Source organism: Amycolatopsis sp., from assembly GCF_035546795.1.
GTDB lineage: Bacteria > Actinomycetota > Actinomycetes > Mycobacteriales > Pseudonocardiaceae > Amycolatopsis_E.
On sequence record NZ_DASZWC010000061.1, the window covers coordinates 26,403 to 47,154 of the forward strand.

The following is a 20,752-nucleotide window of genomic DNA, read 5'->3' on the forward strand; positions in this document are numbered from 1 at the left end:
GGAGCGGGCACGCATACCCCCGGTCAGGCGCCGCGCTCGGCGAGCAGGCGCATCCCGTCGCGGTCGAGGTGGAGGACGCACGGCACCAGTTCGGTGTCGGCGTATTCCGATTCCAGGGTCAGCTGCGTGATCATGTCCCCGAGCCCGGTGTCCGCCTCGGCCACGTAAAGGAACTCCGGGCACGGCAGGCCGACCACGAGCCTGCTCGTCTCCAGCGAGTTCGACATCATGCAAAAGAAGTCCGGTAGCGCCAGGGCGGAGCCGGCGAAGCCGTCATCTCGGCTCCAGGACAGGAAGTTGCCCTCGTCGCCCACCTCGTGCACGTTGATCCGTAAGCCGCGCACGAGGTTTCCGCGTGCCTCGGCGAGCAGTTGTTCGAACGACGTGCCCATGTTGTCGTAGGCGGCCTTCGTGACGTGCCGCAGCCCGAAGGTGCCGCGCGAGGTCTGCGCGACGTTGGCCAGCGCGATGGAAACCTTCGCGGGCACGAGCTCGGCACAGGGCAGGAAGTTCAGCATCTCGGCCTGCGGGGAGGACGCGCTCCACAGGATCGGCAGCAGTTCCCCGTTGCGGGCGCCGGAGTTCCGCTCGGCCAGCTCGGCCTCGATCATCGAGCGGCGGACTTCTTCGAACGCGTGCTCCCAGCCGCCGGGCTCCGGGCGCGAGAAACTGTACGTGCGCTCGGCGTCCGGGAAGGTGGCCGAGAGGAAGACCGCGTCCGCGCGTGAGGGTTCCCATTCGGTGTGCAGCCGGGAGACGTCACGGGGAGTCACCTCGTGTTCACGGCGGACCGTCGCCCACGCCTGCCGGACGCCGTCCTCGGCCTGGGTGGGGGCGGGCACGACGATCGGTTCCCCCGCGCCGCGCACCTCGAACGCGACCAGGTTGATGCTGACATCCGTGTTCACCCGGTAATCCTCGCCGAACCGCCCGACACGACCGGAACGATCACAAGGGCACGACGAGCAGGGGCGAACCGTAGCGGGTACGGGAGAACTGCGGAACCTGCCGGACACACATGCGGGTGGCTCGCCCCCTCGCCGAGCCACCCGCATGGTCGCGCCGAAGGCGTATCGCACAAGCTCGTCGCTCGCCGGACCCCCAGTACCTGGCGAGTTCCCTCGGAACACCTTCGACGCGATGTCCCTAAGCCTGCCGGGCAGGGGGCACGGCGGGCAGCGTGATGACACCCAAGTAGGCCTGGGTAGATCTACTCAAGTGCCGTCGCTCTGCTTCCGGCGCGGCAGTGGGACGCACGCCACCCACACGCGTGACGCGGGTTTGCCAAGATTTTTTCCGGACGCACCGTCAGCGGCGGGACTTGGACGCCGAACGTGCCTTTGACGTGGCCTTCTTCGCCTTGGTCGCGCCCTCTTTGGCCTTCTCCGCGGCGGCCTTCGCGCGTGCCACGGCAGGTGAGGTGGCCTGGTCGGTGTCCGTGCGTTCCTGCGCGCTCTCCTGGAGCGCGTCGAGCAGTTGCTCGACGCCGGCGTCCTGGACCGCGGCGGTGGGCTGCAGGACGTCCCGGCCGTCCACCTTCGCCTCGATAAGCGCCTGCAGCGCGGCCGAATAACCGTCGGAGTAGCGGCCGGGTTCGAAATCACCGGAAAGGTTCTCGATCAGGTTCGCCGCCGCCCGCACCTGTGCCATCCGCACGTCCACATCGTCGTGCAGGAACGGGAAATCGGGGGTGCGCACCTCGGCGGGCCAGTGCAGCGTGTCGAGCATGATCACCTGGCCGCGGACCCGCAGCGCGCCGAGCGTTTCCTTCTGCCGGATCGCCACTTTCACGATCGCCACCCGGTCCGCCTGCACAAGCGCCTCGCTCAGCAGCACATACGGTTTCGTGGCAGGCACCTCCGGCTCGAGGAAGTAGCTTTTCACGAAGTACAGCGGGTCGACCTGGCCGCCGGGCACGAACCCGAGGATCTCGATCGAATGCGCTGTGGGCAAAGGAAGAGCGGCCAGTTCTTCGTCACTGAGGATGACCACGTCACCACCAGGCAGGGTGTAGCCGCGGCCGAGCTCGCCCGGCGGGATCTCGACGCCGTCGACCTCGCAGATCCGCTTGTTGCGGACGCGGCCGCCGTCGGCGGAATGCACTTGGTTCAGCGGCGTGCTGTGGTCTTCGGTGGCGCTGTAGGCCTTCACCGGAATGGCCGAGCTGCCGAATCCGATCGTGCCTTTCCACACTGTGCGCATCCGGAAAGCGTATCCACGCGCGCCGGTGGGCTAATAGCTACAAACGGGTGTTGGGACCACCGAATTCCGCCAGCACGCGTGCGAGCGGCTCGCTTTCGCACAAGGCATCCGCTGAATAGCCGAACGCGCCCGCCGCCGCATGGAGTACCTGAGCCATCGCCTGTACCTGTGAGGGCGGCGCGGCGGCCAGTACCCCTTCCTGGCCGGCGTCGACCTGCTCGGCGAGGCGGTTGAGCGCGCTGGAGAGCATTCGCTGCCCGGCGACGAGATCGCCGATCACCGCTGTCAGGTCCCCCAGCTCCGTGCCCTGGGCGCCGTCGAGCTCGGCAGCGCACGCGCGGAGGTGGGAAGCGGCCACCGTGATGGGAAGGACGGTCGGCTCGAGCTCCGGCATGCGCGACATACTGCCATCGCGATCACGCCGGGCCCGCGCGACACGCCCTGTCCCGTCCCGGTTCAGGGAGCGGCCGCCAGAACAGCCTGTTCGACGCGCTGCCGCCACGGCTGGTCGATCCGGCCGCTGCGGGGAGCGACGGCGAACGAGTCCACCACCGCCCCGCCGAGTGTCGCGACCTTCGCCCAGCGCACCTCGGCATCGCAGGACTGCAGCGCACCGGCGACCCGGTACAGCAACCCGATCCGGTCCGCCGCACGCAGTTCCAGCACCACCGTGTTCGGCCCGCCGGTCTCGCCGTCGAACCAGAGCACCTTCGGTTTGGCCACGATCCGGACCGGGGTCTGGTAGTCCCGTTCCTTCGCGGCCAGTTTCGCCTCCAGCGCCAGCCCGCCGGCCACCGCGCGGGCGAACTGTTCCCGCAGCAGCGTGCTGTCCGGCAGCGAACCGAACTTGGGTGAGGCCGTGAAAATCCCGGCCCGCCCTTCGCCGTGCCCGCGCAGTATCGCCGTGTGCACCTCCAGCGAATGCAGGGCCAGCACGCCCGCCGCGGGCGCGAGCAGTTCGGCACGGGCGGGCACGGCCAGCACGACCGTGGCCATGTTGCCGTTCGAGGAGATCAGCGCCTCGCCGCGGCCGCTGCGCACCGCCGTGGCGATCAGCTCGCGCTGTTCGGCGTTCAGCGGTTCGGGCGGGCTGAGTCCCTTGCCCTGCATGACCTGTTTGCACCGGGTGACCAGGTTCGCGACGAGCCCGGCCTTCCAGTCCGTCCACATCCCGGGCCCGGTGGCCAGCGAATCGGCCTGGGTGAGCGCCTGCAGGAGTTCGAGCAGGACCACGTCGTTGTCCACCGTCTTGGCGACGCGCTGCACCGTGGCGGGCTCCTCGATGTCCCGGCGGGTGGCGGTGTGCGGCAGCAGCAGGTGGTGACGCACCATCGCCGACACCATCGCCGAATCCGCTTCGGACAGTCCCACCCGGCGGGCCACCTGCACCGAGATCGCCGCGCCGAGTTCGGAGTGATCGGCGTCGCGGCCCTTGCCGATGTCGTGCAGCAGGGCACCGAGCAACAGCAGATCCGGCCGGGACACCGTCGTGGTCAGGTTCGCCGCTTCCACGGCGGTCTGCACCAGATGCCGGTCCACGGTCCAGGCGTGCACCGGCGACCGCGGTGGCAGGTCACGGACAGCGCCCCACTCCGGGAACAGCCGCGCCCACAAACCCGTGCGGTCCAAGGCTTCCACGGCATCGATGAGGCCTTCGCCCGCGCCGAGCAACTCGGTCAGCGCGTCCCGCGCGTCGGCGGGCCACGGCGTGCGCAGCTCCGGCGCCGAGTCGGCGAGCGTGCGCAGTGTCCCGTGCGAAATGGGCACTCCGGTCCGGGCCGATGCGGCCGCCACCCGCAACAGCAGCGCGGGATCCTTGGCCGGTACGGCATCCCTGGCCAGTGCGACCTCGTTGCCGTGCAGCACCACGCCCTCGTCGAGCGGGGTCCGGCTCGGCCGCCGCCCGAAGCGGCCCCGAGGCGGCTCCACAGTGGACCGGAGCGCGACTTCCACGGCGTAACCGACCGCGCGGCCGGCGCCGGAAAGCTTACGCGCCAACGTGAACCTGTCCCCGAAACCGAGCTCGGCCGCCACCAGTTCGGCGTCGGGCGCGCTGAGGATGTCCCGGTCGCGCCGGAGTTCGCGCCGCATCTCGGTGCGCACGTCGAGCAGAAGTTCCCGTGCCTCGCGCGATTCCTCGCCAGGGCGGTCGGTCAGCTGCGCGACCGCGAGCGCGTCCAGCACGCCGAGGTCGCGCAGGCCGCCCTTGCCGTGCTTGAGATCCGGCTCCGCGGACTGGGCGATCTCACCGCTACGCTGCCAGCGTTTGCTGGTCGATTCGGCCAGTTCCGGCAGGCGTTTGCGGGCCGTGCGGCGCCATTGGTCGCGCGCCGCGGCGGCCAGCCTGGCGGTCAGCTCGGGATCCCCGGCGATGTGCCGGGCGTCGAGCAGGCCGATCGCCGTGCGCAGATCCTCGGACGCGACCTGCAGGGCCTCCGCCGGGGTGCGCACGGAATGGTCGAGGCCGATGCGCGCGTCCCACAGCGGGTACCACAGCGCATCGGCGATTTCGGCGACCTGGGGATTCTGGTTGTGCACCAGCACCAGGTCGAGGTCGGAGAACGGCACGAGCTCGCGCCGTCCGAGGCCGCCGACGGCGACCAGTGCGACACCCGGGTCCGCGGTGTCCACACCGGCCGCCGCCGCGGCCTTGCTGAGCCAGAACTCGTAGAGGTCGACGAGGGCGGCCCGGAGCGCGTTCGCTCCGAGCCTGCCGTGTCTTCCCTCCAGCAGGCGGTTCGCCGCCTTGGCGAGTTCCCCCCCGAGAACCATCGCCCGGGCCTACAAGGCGTCCGTGCCGCGTTCGCCGGTGCGAACCCGGACCACGGTCTCGACGGGCGTGACCCACACCTTGCCGTCACCGATCTTGCCGGTGTGCGCGGCGTTGACGATCGCCTCGATGACCTTCTCGACGCCCGCGTCGTCGGTCACGACCTCGACGCGCAGCTTGGCCACGAAGTCCACGGCGTACTCGGCGCCGCGGTAGACCTCCGTGTGGCCCTTCTGCCTGCCGTAGCCCTGCACCTCGCTGACGGTCATGCCCAGTGTGCCGAGCTGTTCCAGCGCCGCGCGGATGTCGTCGAGCGTGAACGGCTTGACGATCGCGGTGATCAGCTTCATGCCTTGCTCCCTTCCAGGGCAACGCCGTCCTTCGACGGCACCGGGGTGGGTGTGGTGCCGCCGCTCCCGCCGAACGCGGGCCCGCCGAAGTCATACGCGCTTTCCGCGTGCTGCGCTTCGTCGATGCCGCTGACCTCGTCCTCTGTGGACACCCGGAAGCCGCCTGCCGCCTTGATGACGAAGCCGATGATCAGGGTCAGGATGAACGAGTAGCCCAGGACCGCGAAGGCGGCCGCCGCCTGTTTGCCCAGCTGCGAAAGCCCGCCGCCGTAGAACAGGCCGTCCGCGCCGAGCGAGTTGACGCTGGTGGTCGCGAAGAAGCCGATCAGCAGGGTGCCGACGAGACCGCCGACCAGGTGCACGCCGACCACGTCGAGCGAGTCGTCGAAGCCGAGCTTGTACTTGAGCGAGACGGCCAGTGCGCAGAGCGCACCGGCGATGATGCCGATCGCGATGGAGCCGAGTGGCGTCACGAAACCACAGGCCGGGGTGATCGCGACCAGACCGGCCACGGCACCGGAGGCGGCGCCCAGCGTGGTCGGCTTGCCGAACTTGAGCTGCTCGACCAGCAGCCAGCCCAGCACGGCGGCCGCGGTGGCGACGGTGGTGTTGGTGAAAGCGACCCCGGCGAGGTCACCGGCCGACAGCGCCGAACCGGCGTTGAAGCCGTACCAGCCGAACCACAGCAGCGCGGCGCCCAGCAGCACGGACGGCACGTTGTGCGGGCGCCCGGTGTCCTTCGGCCAGCCCTTGCGCTTGCCGAGCACGATCGCCAGCGCGAGGCCTGCCGCACCGGCGTTGATGTGCACCGCGGTACCACCCGCGAAGTCCAGTGCCTTGAGCTTGCTGGAGATCCAGCCGCCCAGCGCGTCCGGGCCGATGAAACCGTCGAACGAGAACACCCAGTGCGCGACCGGGAAGTACACGACCGTGACCCACACGACCACGAACAGGCACCAGCCCCAGAACTTGGCGCGGTCGGCGATCGCGCCCGAGATCAGCGCCGGGGTGATCACCGCGAACATCAGCTGGAACATCGCGAAGGCGAGCACCGGCAGAGCGTCGCCGCCCGGCCAGGCGACAGCGGGCGAGGTGTCGGTCGCCGCGGTGGCGAAACCGGCAAGGTGACCCCACGTGTTGGCGAAGCCGGCGTGGTCGAAGTTACCGATCAGCCCGCTGAACGCGTCAGTGCTGAACGACTCACCGAAGCCGTAGAGCACCCACAAAACCGACACGATCGCCAGACAGATGAAGTTCATCATGAGCATGTTCAGGACGCTCTTCACGCGAACCATGCCGCCATAGAAGAACGCCAACCCTGGTGTCATGAGCATGACCAGCGCGGCGCTGGCCAACACCCATGCGGTGTCTCCTGCGTTCAGCACATCGTCCTCCCGGAATCGAGATATTGCCCGGGAGTTTCGATTTCGGGTGTTTCACGGGACGGCATCCGACGTTTCGCCCGCGTGAACTGTGGTCGCCCACTTGTTACGAGAACGTTTCCCAGCGGGCGTCAGGTTGTGCCGGTTTACGAAACGTCGTCGTCAGATACGCTGCGTGAGGCGGTCCGGAACGGCTACGGCAGGGGTGTGAATGTCGCAGGAAGACCTGCCCCCTTCGGTGGTGGGAGCGCTGCGCTGTTCGGTGTGCGGGGACCCCGTGGCGCCCGCGGGCCGGAGCCTGCGCTGCCCGCGACGGCACAGTTTCGACCTGGCGAAGCAGGGTTACGTGAACCTGTTGCACGCCAAGGTACCCGCGGGCACGGCCGATACCGCGGAAATGGTGGCGGCGCGGGTGGAATTCCTCGGCGCCGGGCATTACGCGCCGATGGCGGATCTGGTCGCCGCACAGGCGGCAGGCACCACCGGCCTCGTGGTCGACGCCGGCGCGGGCACGGGCTACTACCTCTCGCGTGTGCTCGACGAACTGCCCGAAGCGACGGGCCTGGCGCTGGACGTTTCGGCCCTTGCCCTGCGGCGCGCGGCGAAAGCCCATCCGCGGCTGGGCGCGGCGGTCTGGAATCTGTGGGCACCGTGGCCGGTGGCGACCGGCTCGGCTTCGTTGGTGCTCAACGTGTTCGCCCCGCGCAACGGCGCGGAATTCCACCGGGTCCTCGAATCCGGCGGAAGGCTCATCGTGGTTTCGCCACAGCCAGGCCATCTGCGCGAGCTGGCGGCGGTCGTGGATCTCCTCGACGTGGACGACCGGAAGGAACAGCGCCTCGACGCCGCCCTGTCGGCCTACTTCGAGCCGGAGGATCGTTTCGAACAGCAGCAGACCGTCACCCTCTCCCCCGGCGACGCGCGCCGCGCGGTGCTGATGGGCCCGAACGCCCACCACCCCGCGCGGCTGACCAGGCTCGCCGAGCTCACCGAACCGCTCGCGGTGACCACGGCTTTCCTGGTCTCGGTCTACCGGCGCAAGGACGTCACAACGCCGACAGGGCCTGGAAATCCTCGTCGGTGAGGCTGATCGACGCGGCGGCCACGTTCTCCTCCAGGTGGGCGACCGACCGCGTGCCGGGGATCGGCAACATCACCGGGGAACGGCGAAGCAGCCAGGCCAGCGCGAGCTGGGCGGGCGCTGCCTTGTGTTCCTTCGCGGCGTGCTCCAGCGTGCCGCCGGGCTCGGCGAGCTTGCCGGTGGCGATCGGGAACCACGGAATGAAGGCGATCCCCTTGCGCTCGGCGTAGTCCAGCACCGCCTCGTGCTTGCGCTCGGTGAGGTTGTAGAGGTTCTGCACGCTCACGATGTCCGCCGTCTTGGCGGCTTCCTCGATCTGCGACTCGTCCACCTCGGACAGCCCGATGTGCCGGATCTTGCCCTCACGTTGCAGCGCGGCCAGCTCGCCGAGCTGGTCGGCGACCGGGACCTTCGGGTCGATGCGGTGCAGCTGGTACAGGTCGATGCGCTCCAGGCCGAGCCGGCGAAGGCTCATCTCGACCTCCTGGCGCAGGTACTCCGGCCGCCCGAGCGGGACCCATTTGTCCGGCCCGGTGCGCACGAACCCGCCCTTGGTCGCGATGACCAGATCGTCCGGATAGGGATACAGCGCCTCGCGGATGATCTCCTCGCTGACATACGGGCCGTAGGAGTCGGCGGTGTCGATGAGGTTCACCCCCAGCTCGACGGCGCGCCGCAGGACGGCCTTGGCGCCCTCGCGATCCTCGGGCTCGCCCCACACACCGCGGCCGGTGAGCTGCATCGCGCCGTAGCCGAGACGGTGCACCGGCAGGTCGCCGCCGAGCTGGAAGATGCCTCCTGGAGTGGTCTGTGTATCGGTCATGCGGTGAAGCTACCCACTCTCGCCAGCCGGGAATCTTGGCTCACCTGGTGAACGGTGGGTAACGTCGCCGCTGTGACTGAACGCAGCTGGGGCTTCCGGACGCGCGCCCTGCACGCCGGCGGGACACCGGATCCGGCCACCGGGGCGCGCGCGGTGCCGATCTACCAGACCACGAGTTTCGTGTTCGAGGACGCGGCCGACGCGGCGAACCTGTTCGCACTGCAGAAGTACGGCAACATCTACAGCCGCATCGGAAACCCGACGGTCGCCGCGTTCGAGGAGCGACTCGCCAGCCTCGAAGGCGGGATCGGCGGGGTCGCCACGAGCAGCGGCCAGGCCGCGGAGTTCCTCACCTTCTCGGCGCTGGCCGAGGCCGGCGACCACATCGTGTCCGCCGGCGGTCTCTACGGCGGCACCGTCACCCAGCTCGACGGCACGCTGCGGCGCTTCGGCGTGGACACCACCTTCGTCGCCGGGGACTCCATCGACGCCTACGCCGAGGCCATCACCGACAAGACGAAGCTCATCTTCACCGAGGTCATCGGCAACCCGAGCGGCGGCATCGCCGATCTCGCCGGGCTCGCCGACCTGGCCCACGGCCACGACATCCCGCTGGTCGTGGACGCGACGCTGGCCACCCCGTACCTGTGCCGCCCGATCGAGCAAGGCGCGGACATCGTGCTGCACTCGGCGACGAAGTTCCTCGGCGGGCACGGCACCACGCTCGGCGGCATCGTCGTGGAGTCCGGCCGGTTCGACTGGGGCAACGGGAAGTTCCCGCGGATGACCGAGGTCGTGCCTTCCTACGGCGGACTGAAGTACTGGGAGAACTTCGGCGAGTACGCGTTCTGCACCCGGCTGCGCGCCGAGCAGTTGCGCGACATCGGAGCGGTGCTGTCGCCGCATTCGGCGTTCCTGCTGTTGCAGGGAGTCGAGACGCTGCCGCAGCGGATGGACGCGCATGTGGCCAACGCGCAGGCGGTCGCGGAGTTCCTCGAAGCCGACGAGCGCGTGGCGTGGGTCAGCTACGCCGGATTGCCCAGCCACAAGCATTACGAGCGCGCGAAGCGGTACCTGCCGCAAGGGCCGGGCGCGGTGTTCGCCTTCGGTGTCAAGGGTGGCCGCGCCGCGGGCGAGAAGTTCGTGGAGTCGGTCGAACTGCTCTCGCACCTGGCAAACGTGGGTGACGCCCGCACACTGGTCATCCACCCCGCCTCCACCACGCACCAGCAACTGTCCGACGAGCAGCTGGCGGCCGGTGGCGTCGGCCCGGACCTGATCCGGCTTTCGGTCGGCCTGGAGGACGTCGACGACATCCTGTGGGACCTCGACCAGGCGCTGGCCGCGGCGGTGAAAGAGGCATGAAGACTGCTTGCAGGCCCGAATCATCAGGCACCAGGCCGGCCGACGACACTGCCGCGGCTTGCCGCGTCCTTGAAGGTAGGGCCGCATGAGCGACGCTCGCGAGCGAATCATCGACACCATGCCGGCCCACGACACTGCCGCGGCTTGCCGCGTCCTTGAAGGTAGGGCCGCATGACACTCGAAACCACGGTTCCGCAGCACGCCGTCCGCACGGGTCACGAATTGTCCTGGCAGCCGCCGACGGCGCGGCAGCGCCAGGCCATCCTGTCCCGCACGAAATCGGTCACCATCGTCGGCGCATCGAACAATCCGGCGCGGCCGAGCTACTTCGTGGCGACGTACCTGCTGTCGTCCAGCCGTTACCAGGTGAACTTCGTCAACCCCCGGCTCGACGAACTGCTCGGCCGGCCGGTGTACCCGTCACTGGCGGACATTCCGGGCGAAGTGGACCTGGTCAGCGTGTTCCGCAAGCACGATGACCTGCCGGAAGTCGCCGAGGACGTCATCAAAGCCGGCGCGAACACGCTGTGGTTGCAGCTGGGTCTGTGGCACGAACCGGTCGCGGAACGGGCCACCGAAGCCGGGCTGGACGTGGTGATGAACCGCTGCGTGAAGATCGAGCACGCGCGCTTCGCCGGCGGACTGCATCTCGCCGGTTTCAACACCGGCGTGATCTCGTCGCGCAGACAAGGAAAACCCTGATCCGACGGAAGAATCCGCGAGATAATCAGCGTTGTGAGTGGCATGACGGACGAGTTGCGGCTGACCTTCGTTGGTGGCCCGACGGCACTGCTGGAAATCGGCGGCAAACGGCTGCTGACGGATCCGACGTTCAGTCCGGCGGGCGCGAAGGAAGGCGCCCCGGACCGGCCCCTGACCAAGACAGAGGCCCCGGCGCTGCAGCCGGCGGACCTCGAGCCGATCGACGCGGTGCTGCTGTCACACGACCAGCACGCGGACAACCTCGACGCCGCGGGCCGGGAGCTCGTCGGGCGGCTCCTGCTGACCCTGACCACCGTCAGCGGCGCGCGACGGCTGGGCGGCACCGCACAGGGCCTGCCGCCGTGGGCGGCGATCTCGGTGGGCGGCCTGGAGGTCATCTCCGTGCCGGCCCAGCACGGACCGCCCGGCTGTGAGGGCATCACCGGTGACGTCATCGGTTTCGTGTTGCGCGGCAAGGGCCTGCCCTCGGTCTACGTGTCCGGGGACAACGCCTCGCTGGACCAGGTGCGCCTCATCGCGCGCCGGGTCGGCCAGGTGGACGTGGCGGTGCTGTTCGCGGGCGCGGCCCGGACATCGCTGTTCGACGGGGCACCGCTGACGCTGACCAGTGAGGCGGCCGTGGAGGCCACCCGGATGCTCGGCGCGCAGCACGTCGTCCCGCTGCACATCCGCGGCTGGGAGCATTTCACCGAGGGCCCGGACGCGATCCGCAAGGCGTTCGCGAACGCCGGGCTCGGGGAACGGCTGCACGTCCTCGAACCCGGCGAATCGATCACGATCCGGCGTGGAACCGCTCGGTGAACTCCCGCCGGCCGGCTTCGGTGAGGCCGCCGTACAGCCGTAGCCGGGCCATTCCGCCGTCGGGATAGATGTCCAGGCGGAGGTGGGCGAGTTCGCGCGCCTCCGCCAGCGGGAACCGGTGCCGCGTGTCCGGCTGCAGCCGGGTGCGGGGCAGCACCTCGAACCACTCGTGCCCGTCCACCGAACCCGAGAGCGCGGCCCAGCCGGGCGCGTTTCCCTTGAAATGACTGGTGTCCAGCTCGGCGAGCCGCGGCACCCCGGCGCCGGCCAGCGCGATGGTGACCCAGTCGTTCCCGTCGTCGCGGCGGCGCGCGGTTTCCCAGCCCTCACCCATCACGGCCGCGGAACCGGGCGAGATGAGGTTGGCCGGGGACGAGTAGAACATGTTGCTGGCGCCGGTGACGCGCGCCCCGTTTTCCAGCGCCGCCAGGTCCAGCGAGCCCAGGTCCAGCAGCCGCGGGTCGGCCACCGGCGTGCCGTGCACCCGCAGCCGGGCCACGCCGCCGTCCGGGTGGATGCTCAGCCGGACGTGGGTGAACCGGCCTTTGCCCACCGCCTCGAAGAAGTTCTCGCTGTCGCCCTTGAGCGCCACGCGCGGCACGATCGGCTGCCAGTCCATTTCGGACAGTTCGGCCGGGCTCGGGTAGCCCGCCACCGCGAGCGCCTCCACCGACGCGAACGGCGGGTAGTTCCCGGTGAAGAAGGCGGTGTTCACCACCACCCCGGAGATCAGCCCGGGCAGGCCGAGCCGCACCATCGCCGCGTCACTGCCCGGTTCGCGGCGGCGGCGGGTCTCCCAGCCGTCGTAGATCTGGCCCTTGTGCCCGAAGTTCCACGGCCGGAACTCCGGTTCGGCCGGGATGATCAGGTTCTCCCGCTCGGCGAACAGCTCGTCGTTCGCCCACAGCACGCTGCCGCCGACGCGCCGGGACGCCAGGTCCGGCTCTCGTGTCCACTTCGGACGTTCCACTCAGTCCCTCCCTCGTACCAGCAGCCTGCCCTGCGGCGAGCCCGTGATCTCGTTGCCGCGCAACCAGGTCGAGCGCACCACGCCGGCCAGCGTGCGGCCGTGGTATGCGCTGACCGGGTTGCGGTGCCGCAGCTTCGCCACGTCCACCACGAACTCCTCCGCGGGAGCGAACACGCAAAAGTCCGCGTCGCCGCCCACCGCTATCCGGCCCTTCCCGCGCAGGCCGACCAGTTCCGCCGGCCGCGCGGCCATCCAGCGCACGACGTCGGAAAGCGAGTGCCCCCGCTCCCGCGCCTGCGTCCACACCGCGGGCAGGCCGACCTGCAGGCTCGCCACGCCACCCCAGGCCTCGCCGAAATCAGGGCGCTTCAGCTCCGGCGTGCACGGCGAGTGGTCGCTGACCACGCAGTCGATCGTGCCGTCGGCGAGGCCCTGCCACAGCCGTTCGCGGTTGTCGGCCTCGCGGATCGGCGGGCAGCACTTGAACTGGGTGGCCCCGTCGGCGATCTCCTCCGCCGTGAAACTCAGGTAGTGCGGGCACGTCTCGACGGTGAGCCGGACGCCTTCCGCCCTGGCGCGCGCGATCATCGGCAACGCGTCCGAGGACGACAGGTGCAGGATGTGCGCGCGTGCCCCGGTGCGCCGGGCCAGCTCGATGACCTGCGCGATCGCGACGTTCTCCGCGCCACGCGGGCGGGAACGCAGGAAGTCCTCGTAGTGCTCGCCGTGCGGTTGCGGGGCGCCGTCGATCGTTTCGGCATCCTCGGCGTGCACGATCATCATCGCGTCCAGCTCGCGCAGGATCTTCAGGTCGGCTTCCAATTCCGCCTCGCCCAGCGGCGGGAACTCGTCCACGCCGGAGTGCAGCAGGAAGCATTTGAACCCGAACACCCCGGCCTCGTGCAGCGACGGCAACTCGCCGCCGTTGCCGGGAATCGCGCCGCCCCAGAAGCCGACGTCCACGTGCACCCTGCCGTGCGCCGTCTTGCGTTTGACCTCCAGCGCGGGCACGTCGACGGTGGGCGGGAGGCTGTTCAGCGGCATGTCGACGATCGTGGTGATCCCCCCGGCGGCGGCCGCGCGGGTGGCAGTCTCGAAGCCCTCCCACTCGCTGCGGCCGGGGTCGTTGACGTGCACGTGGGTGTCGACGAGCCCGGGCAGCAGCACCTCGTCCTCGCCCAGCTCGACCACGCGATCGGCGCTCGGCCCGGCGTCGTAGGGCTCGACGGCGACGATCCGCCCGCCGTCGACACCCACGCTCAGTGACTTCTCGCCCGCGTCGGTGACCACCCGCCGAGCCCGGAAAACCAGGTCCACTGCGCCTCCTCGAACTTCCAACTTACGTCTATTCCCGGCCGGAGAGCCGGGCGACGAGCTTGAGCAGCGCACCGTGGTCGAGCCCGCCGTCGCCCTGCGCGTTCAACGCGGCCATCAGCTGCGCGACGACCGCGCCGAGCGGCATGACCACCCCGGCCTCGCGCGCGGCGGCCTGCACGATGCCGAGATCCTTGTGGTGCAGCTCGACCCGGAAGCCCGGGGTGAACTCGCGGTGCACCATCGCGGCGGCCTTGCGGTCGAGGATCCGGTTGCCCGCCAGGCCACCGGAGAGCACCTCGATCGCGGCTTGGGTGTCCACGCCGTGCGCTTCCAGGAACACCAGCGATTCCGCGACCAGTTCGATCGTGCCGGCGACGATGAGCTGGTTCGCCGCCTTGACCGTCTGGCCGGCGCCGGCCGCGCCGACGTGCACGACCGTGCTGCCGACGGCGTGCAGGATGTCTTGCGCGGCTTGGAAATCCGCCGCCGCGCCGCCGACCATGATCGACAGGCTGCCGTCGATCGCCCCCTGCTCCCCGCCGGAAACCGGCGCGTCCAGGGCGCGGATTCGCCCGGAAACGGCACGGGCGACGTCGGGCCGGATCGTGCTGCAGTCGATCAGCAGCGCGCCCTCCGGCGCGTTCGCCAGCACGCCGTCCTCGCCGAGCACGACGGCCTCGACGTCCGGCGAATCCGGCAGCATGGTGATCACCACGTCGGCTTCGCGGACCGCCTCGGCGATGCTGTCCGCGCCACGCCCGCCCGCCTCGACGAGCTTGTCCACTTTGGACCGGCTGCGGTTGTAACCGGTCACCTCGAACCCGGCCCGCACCAGGTTGGCCGCCATCGGGCCGCCCATGATGCCGAGGCCGATGAACCCGATCCTGGTCATCGCACTCCCTTCAGCCAGCCGAACGACTCCGCGCTCGGGCCGAGCGGCGCGTACTCCAGCCCCACCCAGCCTTCGTAACCCGCTTCGTCGAGCCGCGCCAGGTAGCCCTCGATGTCCAGCGCGCCGGTGCCGGGCTGATGCCTCCCCGGCACGTCGGCGATCTGCACGTGCCCGACCCGGGCCAGGTGCTTGTCGATCACCGCCGCGATGTCGTCGCCGTTGACGCCCAGGTGGTAGAGGTCGAACAGGAGCTTGAGGCCGGCCCGCTTTTCGATGACGGCGAAGGCGTCGGCGGCCGTCTTGAGGGGATAGCGCTCGACTCCGGAGAGCGGTTCGAGTACCAGCCACGCGCCGATCTTCGCCGCTTCCGCTGCCGCGAAGTCCAGATTGGACAGTGCCAGTTCGTCCTGCGCCGCCGGGTCCACGCCGTCGATCCGGTTGCCGTAGAGGGCGTTGAAGGTGCGGCAGCCTAGGCGTTCCGCGATCGCGACGGCCACGTGCACACTGTCGGCGAACTCACGCTCGCGGCCGGGCCACGAGACCAGGCCGCGGTCGCCCGCCGGCATGTCCCCGGCGAAGAAGTTGAGGCCGACGAGCGCCACCCCGGCGTTCTCGATCGATCGGACGAACGCCTCGACCTCACCGTCGGCCGGCGTGGCAGTGTTGAACGGCCACCAGAACTCGACCGCCCCGAACCCCGCGGCGCGCGCGGCCTCGGCGCGCTCCAGCAGCGGCAGCTCGGTGAACAGGAGCGAAAGGTTCACGTCGTAGCGCATGATCCTTCCTCCGTATAGCGGAATTTCTATTTCGTAATGCGAGAATAGCTTCGTGGCCTTCGCCTCGTCAACGGGCTACCGTGCCACTCGTGGAGCTGAAAGCCGAGTTCACCACCGAACCCTTCCACGGCGAGGGCGACCCGCCCGCGCACGCCGTCCGCGCCCGCGAAGCCGCCGACGAGGCAGGGCTGACCGTGGATTTCGGCCCATTCGGCACCACTGCCGAGGGTGACGCCGACGCGCTGCTCGACGCGCTGCCCGCCATCGCCCGCGCCGCGCTGTCGGGCGGCGCCACTCGCATCACTCTGCAAGTGTCCACCGGCGCCACCGTCGAAGCGGGGGCGCCGATGGAGACGCTCGACCACCTGATCCGCGAGGTCGAGCTACGCCTCGGTGCGCGGCTCGCCGACCTCGATCGCGCAGGCAAGCAGCGCGCGGTGCGGCTACTGGAGGAGCGCGGCGCCTTCGCGATGCGCAAGGCTGTCGTCACCGTTGCGGAGGCGCTGGGTGTCACCAGGTTCACCGTCTACAACTATCTCAACCGGACTGGAGGACCGGACGAGTAAGTGCGACAACGGAGCGCGTCGAGGAGGACCGACTGGGTGCGGGTGTCCCGCAAGATACAGCGTTGACTTCAACAAAATGTTGAAGGAGGATTCTGTCGTGCCGTTGTCCCGAGCGACTCTGCTGGCCTGCCTCGACGTGCCCCGGTGGGCCGACGCCGTGCTGGCCGGGCAGCCGTACGCCGATCTGGCGGCGTTGCGGGAAGCCGCGTCCATCACGCTGACGCCGGACGAGATCCGGCGCGCGATGGCCGCACATCCACGCATCGGCGAACGGGCCACCGGGGCTTCACGAGCGGAACAGTCCGGTGTGGACAGTGCCGCGGCGGAGCAGTTCCGGAAGGCCAACGCCGAGTACGAGGCGCGGTTCGGGCACGTGTTCCTGGTGTGCGCCAGCGGCCGTAGCGGCGAGGAGCTGCTTGAGAACCTGCGGGAGCGGATGGGCAACGACCCGGAGACCGAGCTGGCCGTGGCCGGGCGGGAACTGGTCGCGATCGCCCTGCTGCGCCTGGAAAAGGCGGTGACGGCATGAGGACTGCCCGCAGGCCCGAATCATCAAACACCACACTCGCCGACGCATCCACGCCGTCGCGGCTTGCCGCGTCCGCCGAGGAGGCGGCATGAGCCTGGTGACCACGCACGTCCTGGACACCGCCGCGGGCAAGCCCGCGCAAGGCATCCCGGTCCGGCTGGAATCCGCGGCCGGCCCGGTCGCCGAAGGCGTGACGGACGACGACGGCCGGATCCGGGAGCTCGGCCCCGCGCGGCTCGAGCCCGGCGTGTACCGGCTGGTCTTCGACACCGGCGGGTATCTCGGGCCGGACGGCTTCTTCCCGGAGATCGCGGTGACGTTCCGGATCACCGATCCCGCGACGCATCACCACATCCCGGTGCTGCTCAGCCCGTACGCCTACTCCACTTACCGAGGGAGCTGATCGCCGTGGGCATCACCCTGGGCCCGAACCAGTACGGCAAGGCCGAAGTCCGCCTGGTCACCGTCGACCGCTCGACACCCACGCACCGGATCAAGGACCTCACCGTGTCCACGTCCTTGCGCGGCGAGCTTTCGGCGACACATCTGCACGGGGACAACACGGGCGTGCTGGCCACGGACTCGCAGAAGAACACCGTGTACGCCTTCGCCAAGGAAGCCCCGGCCGGCGAGATCGAGGAGTTCGGGCTACGGCTGGCACGGCATTTCGTCGGCTCTTTCGACAACATCACCGGCGCGCGAATCCTCGTCGACGAGCACGGCTGGGACCGCATCCCCGTCGACGGCAGCCCGCATGACCACGCGTTTTCCCGTTCCGGCGACGAAAAACGCACCACGGCGGTGACGGTCGAGGGCGGCGGGGCCTGGGTTGTGTCGGGGCTGCGGGATCTGGTGGTGCTCAAGTCCACCGGCTCGGAGTTCCACGGCTTCCCGCGCGAGAAGTACACCACCCTGGCCGAGACCGACGACCGCATCCTGGCCACCGCCGTCACCGCGCGCTGGCGGTACGCCGGGCTGGATGTCAACTGGGGCAAGAGTTTCACCGAGGTCCGGCGGATCATGCTGGAGACCTTCGCGTCCCTGCACAGCTTGTCGCTGCAGCAAACCCTGTACGCGATGGGCTCGGCGGTACTGGAGGCGCGGCCGGAGGTGTGCGAGGTGCGGCTCTCGCTGCCGAACAAGCATCACTTCCTGGTGGACCTGACCCCGTTCGGCCTGAGCAACGACAACGAAGTGTTCTTCGCCGCCGACCGCCCCTACGGCCTCATCGAAGGCACCGTCCTCCGCGACGACGCCCCGCCGGCCGGCCCGGCCTGGGACTAGCGCACGGCCGTCACCGGCACGAACTCCCGCAACAACCGCACCAGCAACTCCGGCTGGTCCTCGGGCACCAGCGTGTAGCTGTCCTCGACCTCCACCAGCCGGCCGTCCGGGAACAGCTCCGCCAGCCGCCGCCCATGCTCGCGGGGCATCAACTTGTCTTCCTTCGCCCACACGACGAGCACCGGCCGGTCGAACGAGCGCATCCGCTCGGACAGCTCCAGCAGGCCCGCCTTGGACGGCAGCGAAAGGCCGTACTTCGCGATATCCCGCCGGATCTCCGCCGACTCCTTCGCGGGCCGGAACCACTCGTCCATCACCGCGTCCGGCACCGGCCGCTTGCTCATCCAGCCCCAGGCGCCCGCCCCACGCCGGAACAGGCGAAGCCCCGAAAGCTTCATCATCCCCGCGAGCCCACCGGGCGTGCGTGCGGCGAGCGCGATCAGGCGGCCGGGGAGCCCGGGCGGATAGTTGTCGAACGCCTCGCACGCCACGAGCACGAGCTTCCCGACCCGCTCCGCCTTGCCCTCCGACAGCAGCACCTGCGCGCCGCCCCAGTCGTTCAGCACCAGGGTCACGTCCTCGAGATCCAGCGCCGCCAGGAACTCGCCGACCAGCAAAGCCAAGCCCCGCAAGGAAAGATCGGCATCCGGGTGCATCGGCCCGCGGTGCGAACCCAGCGGCAGGGTCGGCCGCACGACGCGGTACTCCCCCAGCCCGGGCACCACCTTCCGCCACACCGAACCATCCATCGTCAGCCCGTGCAGCAGCACCAGAACCGGCCCGTCCCCGCCACTGTCCTGGTAGCTGACCGTGCCTGCCGAAAGCTCGATCTCGGGCATTGCACGCCCTCCCCACTTGATAGATCGCTCTAGCGCGAAGATAACGTAGACTACGCCGGTGGGCAACACCAGAGAGCGCATCATCACCGCCAGTGCCGAGCTGTTCCGCCGCAACGGCTACACCGGCACCGGGCTCAAGCAGATCGTCAGCGAGGCAGGGGCACCCTTCGGCTCGCTCTACCATTTCTTCCCCGGCGGCAAGGAGCAGCTCGGCGCGGAGGTCATCCGGCATTCCGGGATGCGCTACGCGGAGCTGTTCGACATCTTCATCACGCCGGCCGCGGACCCGGCCGCCGGGATCGAGGACGCCTTCGCCGGCGCGGCCGTCACCCTGCGTGAGACCGACTACGCCGACGCCTGCCCCATCGCGACGGTCGCGCTGGAGGTGGCCAGCACCAGCGAGCCGCTCCGCGAGGCGACGGCCGAGGTGTTCAACGCCTGGATCGACAAGGGAACGGCGGTGTTCCGCCGATTCGGACTGTCCGAAAAGGACGCGCGCAAGCTCACGATCGCGGTGGTCACCAGCCTGGAGGGCGCGTTCGTGCTCAGCCGCTCACTGCGGGACGTCGAACCGCTGGCCGTCGCCGGGGAAGCCGCCGTCGCGATGGCGCGTCAGCTCATGAACGAGCCGGCGGCGAAGTAGGCCGCGAACACCAGGGCCAGCACCCCCAGCAGCCAGCCCACCTCCCTGACCCGCCCCTTCCCGAGCTTGACCAGCACGTACGCGATCAGCCCGGCGCCGATCCCGTTGGTGATCGAGTAGGTGAACGGGATGACCGCCACGACCAGGAACACCGGGATCGAGATCTCGATGTCCTGCCAGGGAATCCGCCGCGCCTGCGCCAGCATCATCCCGCCGATCACCACCAGCGCCGGCGCGGCGGCCTGCGCTGGCACGATCGCCGCGATCGGGGTGAAGAACAGGGTCAACGTGAACAACGCCCCGGTGACCAGGCTCGCCAGTCCCGTCCGGGCGCCCTCACCAACCCCGGCCGCGGACTCCAGGAACACGGTGTTCGGCGCCGAACCGGTCAGCCCGCCGGCCAGCGCGCCGAACCCGTCGGCGAGCAGGATCCGGCCCATGCCCTCGACCTTGCCGTCCCGCACCAAACCGGCCTCCTCGGCCACGCTGGTGATGGTGCCCATCGCGTCGAAAAACCCGGAAAGCACCAGGGTGAAGAGGAACACGCAGGCGGTGAGCGGCCCCGCCGAGCCGAATCCGCCGAACAGGTCGATCCGCCCCAGCAGGCCGAAATCCGGGGACGCGACGATCCGCGCCGGCACCTTCGGCTCCACCAGCCCCCAGCCCGCCGGGTGGAACACCGCGTCGATCACCACCGCGAGCACCGTCGCCACCACGATGCTGATCAGCACCGCCCCCGGGACCCGCCGCGTGACCAGCACGATCATCAGCAGCAGCCCCACGCAGAACACCAGGATCGGCCAGCCGAGCAGATGCCCGTCCACGCCCATCCGCACCGGCACCGTCGAGTCCGCCGAATCCGGGGTCCTGGTCACGAACCCGGCGCTGACCAGGCCCACCAGCGCGAGATAGAGCCCGATCCCAACGGTGATCGCAACCTTGAGCGGCGCCGGGATCGCGTTGATGATCCGCTCGCGCACCCCGGACACGGCCATCAGCACGATGCACACCCCTTCGAGCACGACCAGCCCGAAAGCCTGCGCCCACGTCATCTCCGGCGCCAGCTGGAACGCGACCACGCCGTTGATACCCAGCCCGGCCGCGAGCGCGAGCGGCGCCCGCCCGAGCAGCCCCATCAGAATCGTGGTGACGCCCGCCGCGAGTGCCGTCGCGGTGGTGACCTGTCCGGTGCTCAGCCGGGCGCCCGTGATGTCGGCCGAAGCGCCGAGGATGAGCGGGTTCAGCAGCACGATGTAGCACATCGCGACGAATGTGGTGAGCCCTCCGCGCACCTCCCGGCCGACCGTGCTGCCCCGCCGGGAGATGTGAAAATAGCCGTCCACAAAGGACGTACGGGCGACCGGCCTGCTGCGCAGCTGGATCATTCTGCCTCCGTGCGGGCGCGCGAAACGAAGGCCCTCCGGCGAAGGGCCTCTTTT

22 protein-coding genes are annotated in these 20,752 nt (G+C 69.7%); 9 read left to right on the plus strand and 13 right to left on the minus strand.

Annotated features, from left to right (window positions below):
• Nucleotides 1-23 precede the first annotated feature (23 nt).
• The 6 genes from VHD82_RS31260 to VHD82_RS31285 form a co-directional block, all read right to left on the minus strand.
• Nucleotides 24-908: a hypothetical protein gene (locus VHD82_RS31260; protein ID WP_325712183.1), complete on the minus strand. Its 885-nt coding sequence runs from the start codon at nucleotides 906-908 to the stop codon at nucleotides 24-26.
• 400 nt (nucleotides 909-1,308) lie between these two features.
• Nucleotides 1,309-2,202: a Ku protein gene (locus tag VHD82_RS31265; RefSeq protein WP_325712185.1), complete on the minus strand. Its 894-nt coding sequence runs from the start codon at nucleotides 2,200-2,202 to the stop codon at nucleotides 1,309-1,311.
• A gap of 37 nt (nucleotides 2,203-2,239) precedes the next feature.
• A complete protein-coding gene (locus VHD82_RS31270) occupies nucleotides 2,240-2,596 on the minus strand; it encodes a hypothetical protein (RefSeq protein WP_325712187.1) in 357 nt (118 codons plus the stop codon).
• A gap of 62 nt (nucleotides 2,597-2,658) precedes the next feature.
• Complete coding sequence (locus VHD82_RS31275; RefSeq protein ID WP_325712189.1) at nucleotides 2,659-4,974, minus strand: [protein-PII] uridylyltransferase; 2,316 nt, start codon at nucleotides 4,972-4,974, stop codon at nucleotides 2,659-2,661.
• 9 nt (nucleotides 4,975-4,983) lie between these two features.
• A complete protein-coding gene (locus tag VHD82_RS31280; protein ID WP_325712191.1) occupies nucleotides 4,984-5,322 on the minus strand; it encodes a P-II family nitrogen regulator in 339 nt (112 codons plus the stop codon).
• The gene (locus tag VHD82_RS31285; RefSeq protein ID WP_325712192.1) at nucleotides 5,319-6,707 is read right to left on the minus strand and encodes an ammonium transporter; all 1,389 of its coding nucleotides are present in this window, start codon (nucleotides 6,705-6,707) and stop codon (nucleotides 5,319-5,321) included. The genes VHD82_RS31280 and VHD82_RS31285 overlap by 4 nt, the downstream gene beginning before the upstream one ends.
• 208 nt (nucleotides 6,708-6,915) lie before the next feature.
• Here VHD82_RS31285 and VHD82_RS31290 point away from each other — a divergent pair, with 208 nt between their 5' ends.
• Nucleotides 6,916-7,788 carry a putative RNA methyltransferase gene (locus VHD82_RS31290; RefSeq protein WP_325712194.1) on the plus strand — a complete coding sequence of 291 codons (873 nt, stop codon included), beginning with the start codon at nucleotides 6,916-6,918 and terminating at the stop codon, nucleotides 7,786-7,788.
• Here VHD82_RS31290 and VHD82_RS31295 read toward each other — a convergent pair.
• Nucleotides 7,751-8,608 carry an aldo/keto reductase gene (locus VHD82_RS31295; RefSeq protein WP_325712195.1) on the minus strand — a complete coding sequence of 286 codons (858 nt, stop codon included), beginning with the start codon at nucleotides 8,606-8,608 and terminating at the stop codon, nucleotides 7,751-7,753. The genes VHD82_RS31290 and VHD82_RS31295 overlap by 38 nt on opposite strands.
• Before the next feature lie 72 nt (nucleotides 8,609-8,680).
• On the opposite strand from VHD82_RS31295, the gene VHD82_RS31300 reads away from it, so the two are divergent.
• The 3 genes from VHD82_RS31300 (at nucleotide 8,681) to VHD82_RS31310 (ending at nucleotide 11,497) form a co-directional block, all read left to right on the plus strand.
• A complete protein-coding gene (locus VHD82_RS31300) occupies nucleotides 8,681-9,973 on the plus strand; it encodes an O-acetylhomoserine aminocarboxypropyltransferase/cysteine synthase family protein (RefSeq protein WP_325712197.1) in 1,293 nt (430 codons plus the stop codon).
• 171 nt (nucleotides 9,974-10,144) lie between these two features.
• Nucleotides 10,145-10,675 carry a CoA-binding protein gene (locus VHD82_RS31305; RefSeq protein ID WP_325712198.1) on the plus strand — a complete coding sequence of 177 codons (531 nt, stop codon included), beginning with the start codon at nucleotides 10,145-10,147 and terminating at the stop codon, nucleotides 10,673-10,675.
• Between the two features lie 42 nt (nucleotides 10,676-10,717).
• Complete coding sequence (locus VHD82_RS31310) at nucleotides 10,718-11,497, plus strand: MBL fold metallo-hydrolase (protein ID WP_325712309.1); 780 nt, start codon at nucleotides 10,718-10,720, stop codon at nucleotides 11,495-11,497.
• Here the strand turns inward: VHD82_RS31310 and alc are convergent.
• Genes alc through VHD82_RS31330 form a run of 4 tightly spaced genes read right to left on the minus strand, consistent with a single transcriptional unit; the run spans nucleotide 11,469 to nucleotide 15,452 of the window.
• Nucleotides 11,469-12,467, minus strand: coding sequence for an allantoicase (alc, locus tag VHD82_RS31315; protein ID WP_325712200.1), 999 nt, complete (start codon nucleotides 12,465-12,467; stop codon nucleotides 11,469-11,471). The two genes, VHD82_RS31310 and alc, sit on opposite strands and share 29 nt — an antisense overlap.
• A complete protein-coding gene (gene allB / locus VHD82_RS31320) occupies nucleotides 12,468-13,784 on the minus strand; it encodes an allantoinase AllB (RefSeq protein ID WP_325712201.1) in 1,317 nt (438 codons plus the stop codon).
• A gap of 28 nt (nucleotides 13,785-13,812) precedes the next feature.
• The gene (locus VHD82_RS31325) at nucleotides 13,813-14,676 is read right to left on the minus strand and encodes a 2-hydroxy-3-oxopropionate reductase (protein WP_325712203.1); all 864 of its coding nucleotides are present in this window, start codon (nucleotides 14,674-14,676) and stop codon (nucleotides 13,813-13,815) included.
• Nucleotides 14,673-15,452 (minus strand): hydroxypyruvate isomerase family protein, encoded by a 780-nt coding sequence (locus VHD82_RS31330; RefSeq protein WP_325712205.1) that lies wholly within the window; start codon nucleotides 15,450-15,452, stop codon nucleotides 14,673-14,675. Before VHD82_RS31330 ends, VHD82_RS31325 begins: the two co-directional genes overlap by 4 nt.
• Before the next feature lie 89 nt (nucleotides 15,453-15,541).
• Between VHD82_RS31330 and VHD82_RS31335 the strand changes: the two genes are divergently transcribed.
• The 4 genes from VHD82_RS31335 (at nucleotide 15,542) to pucL (ending at nucleotide 17,831) form a co-directional block, all read left to right on the plus strand.
• Complete coding sequence (locus VHD82_RS31335; protein ID WP_325712207.1) at nucleotides 15,542-16,018, plus strand: helix-turn-helix domain-containing protein; 477 nt, start codon at nucleotides 15,542-15,544, stop codon at nucleotides 16,016-16,018.
• A gap of 76 nt (nucleotides 16,019-16,094) precedes the next feature.
• Entirely contained in the window at nucleotides 16,095-16,547 is a 453-nt protein-coding gene (locus VHD82_RS31340) for a 2-oxo-4-hydroxy-4-carboxy-5-ureidoimidazoline decarboxylase (protein WP_325712209.1), read from the plus strand.
• 88 nt (nucleotides 16,548-16,635) lie between these two features.
• Complete coding sequence (gene uraH, locus VHD82_RS31345; protein WP_325712211.1) at nucleotides 16,636-16,950, plus strand: hydroxyisourate hydrolase; 315 nt, start codon at nucleotides 16,636-16,638, stop codon at nucleotides 16,948-16,950.
• Nucleotides 16,951-16,955: 5 nt separating this feature from the next.
• Nucleotides 16,956-17,831, plus strand: coding sequence for a factor-independent urate hydroxylase (gene pucL / locus VHD82_RS31350; protein ID WP_325712213.1), 876 nt, complete (start codon nucleotides 16,956-16,958; stop codon nucleotides 17,829-17,831).
• On the opposite strand, the gene VHD82_RS31355 is transcribed toward pucL, so the two are convergent.
• Complete coding sequence (locus VHD82_RS31355) at nucleotides 17,828-18,670, minus strand: alpha/beta hydrolase (RefSeq protein ID WP_325712215.1); 843 nt, start codon at nucleotides 18,668-18,670, stop codon at nucleotides 17,828-17,830. The genes pucL and VHD82_RS31355 overlap by 4 nt on opposite strands.
• A 58-nt stretch (nucleotides 18,671-18,728) precedes the next feature.
• On the opposite strand from VHD82_RS31355, the gene VHD82_RS31360 reads away from it, so the two are divergent.
• Nucleotides 18,729-19,313, plus strand: coding sequence for a TetR/AcrR family transcriptional regulator (locus VHD82_RS31360; protein ID WP_325712217.1), 585 nt, complete (start codon nucleotides 18,729-18,731; stop codon nucleotides 19,311-19,313).
• On the opposite strand, the gene VHD82_RS31365 is transcribed toward VHD82_RS31360, so the two are convergent.
• Nucleotides 19,283-20,698 carry an NCS2 family permease gene (locus VHD82_RS31365; RefSeq protein ID WP_325712219.1) on the minus strand — a complete coding sequence of 472 codons (1,416 nt, stop codon included), beginning with the start codon at nucleotides 20,696-20,698 and terminating at the stop codon, nucleotides 19,283-19,285. The two genes, VHD82_RS31360 and VHD82_RS31365, sit on opposite strands and share 31 nt — an antisense overlap.
• Nucleotides 20,699-20,752 lie beyond the last annotated feature (54 nt).

Coding starts and splice junctions, on each gene's coding strand:
- VHD82_RS31265 (WP_325712185.1), bottom strand. CDS start 2,202: ATGCGCACAGTGTGGAAAGGCACGATCGGATTCGGCAGCTCGGCCATT.
- VHD82_RS31270 (WP_325712187.1), bottom strand. CDS start 2,596: ATGCCGGAGCTCGAGCCGACCGTCCTTCCCATCACGGTGGCCGCTTCC.
- VHD82_RS31275 (WP_325712189.1), bottom strand. CDS start 4,974: ATGGTTCTCGGGGGGGAACTCGCCAAGGCGGCGAACCGCCTGCTGGAG.
- VHD82_RS31280 (WP_325712191.1), bottom strand. CDS start 5,322: ATGAAGCTGATCACCGCGATCGTCAAGCCGTTCACGCTCGACGACATC.
- VHD82_RS31290 (WP_325712194.1), top strand. CDS start 6,916: ATGTCGCAGGAAGACCTGCCCCCTTCGGTGGTGGGAGCGCTGCGCTGT.
- VHD82_RS31295 (WP_325712195.1), bottom strand. CDS start 8,608: ATGACCGATACACAGACCACTCCAGGAGGCATCTTCCAGCTCGGCGGC.
- VHD82_RS31305 (WP_325712198.1), top strand. CDS start 10,145: ATGACACTCGAAACCACGGTTCCGCAGCACGCCGTCCGCACGGGTCAC.
- VHD82_RS31310 (WP_325712309.1), top strand. CDS start 10,718: ATGACGGACGAGTTGCGGCTGACCTTCGTTGGTGGCCCGACGGCACTG.
- VHD82_RS31325 (WP_325712203.1), bottom strand. CDS start 14,676: ATGACCAGGATCGGGTTCATCGGCCTCGGCATCATGGGCGGCCCGATG.
- VHD82_RS31330 (WP_325712205.1), bottom strand. CDS start 15,452: ATGCGCTACGACGTGAACCTTTCGCTCCTGTTCACCGAGCTGCCGCTG.
- VHD82_RS31340 (WP_325712209.1), top strand. CDS start 16,095: ATGTTGAAGGAGGATTCTGTCGTGCCGTTGTCCCGAGCGACTCTGCTG.
- uraH (WP_325712211.1), top strand. CDS start 16,636: ATGAGCCTGGTGACCACGCACGTCCTGGACACCGCCGCGGGCAAGCCC.
- VHD82_RS31355 (WP_325712215.1), bottom strand. CDS start 18,670: ATGCCCGAGATCGAGCTTTCGGCAGGCACGGTCAGCTACCAGGACAGT.
- VHD82_RS31365 (WP_325712219.1), bottom strand. CDS start 20,698: ATGATCCAGCTGCGCAGCAGGCCGGTCGCCCGTACGTCCTTTGTGGAC.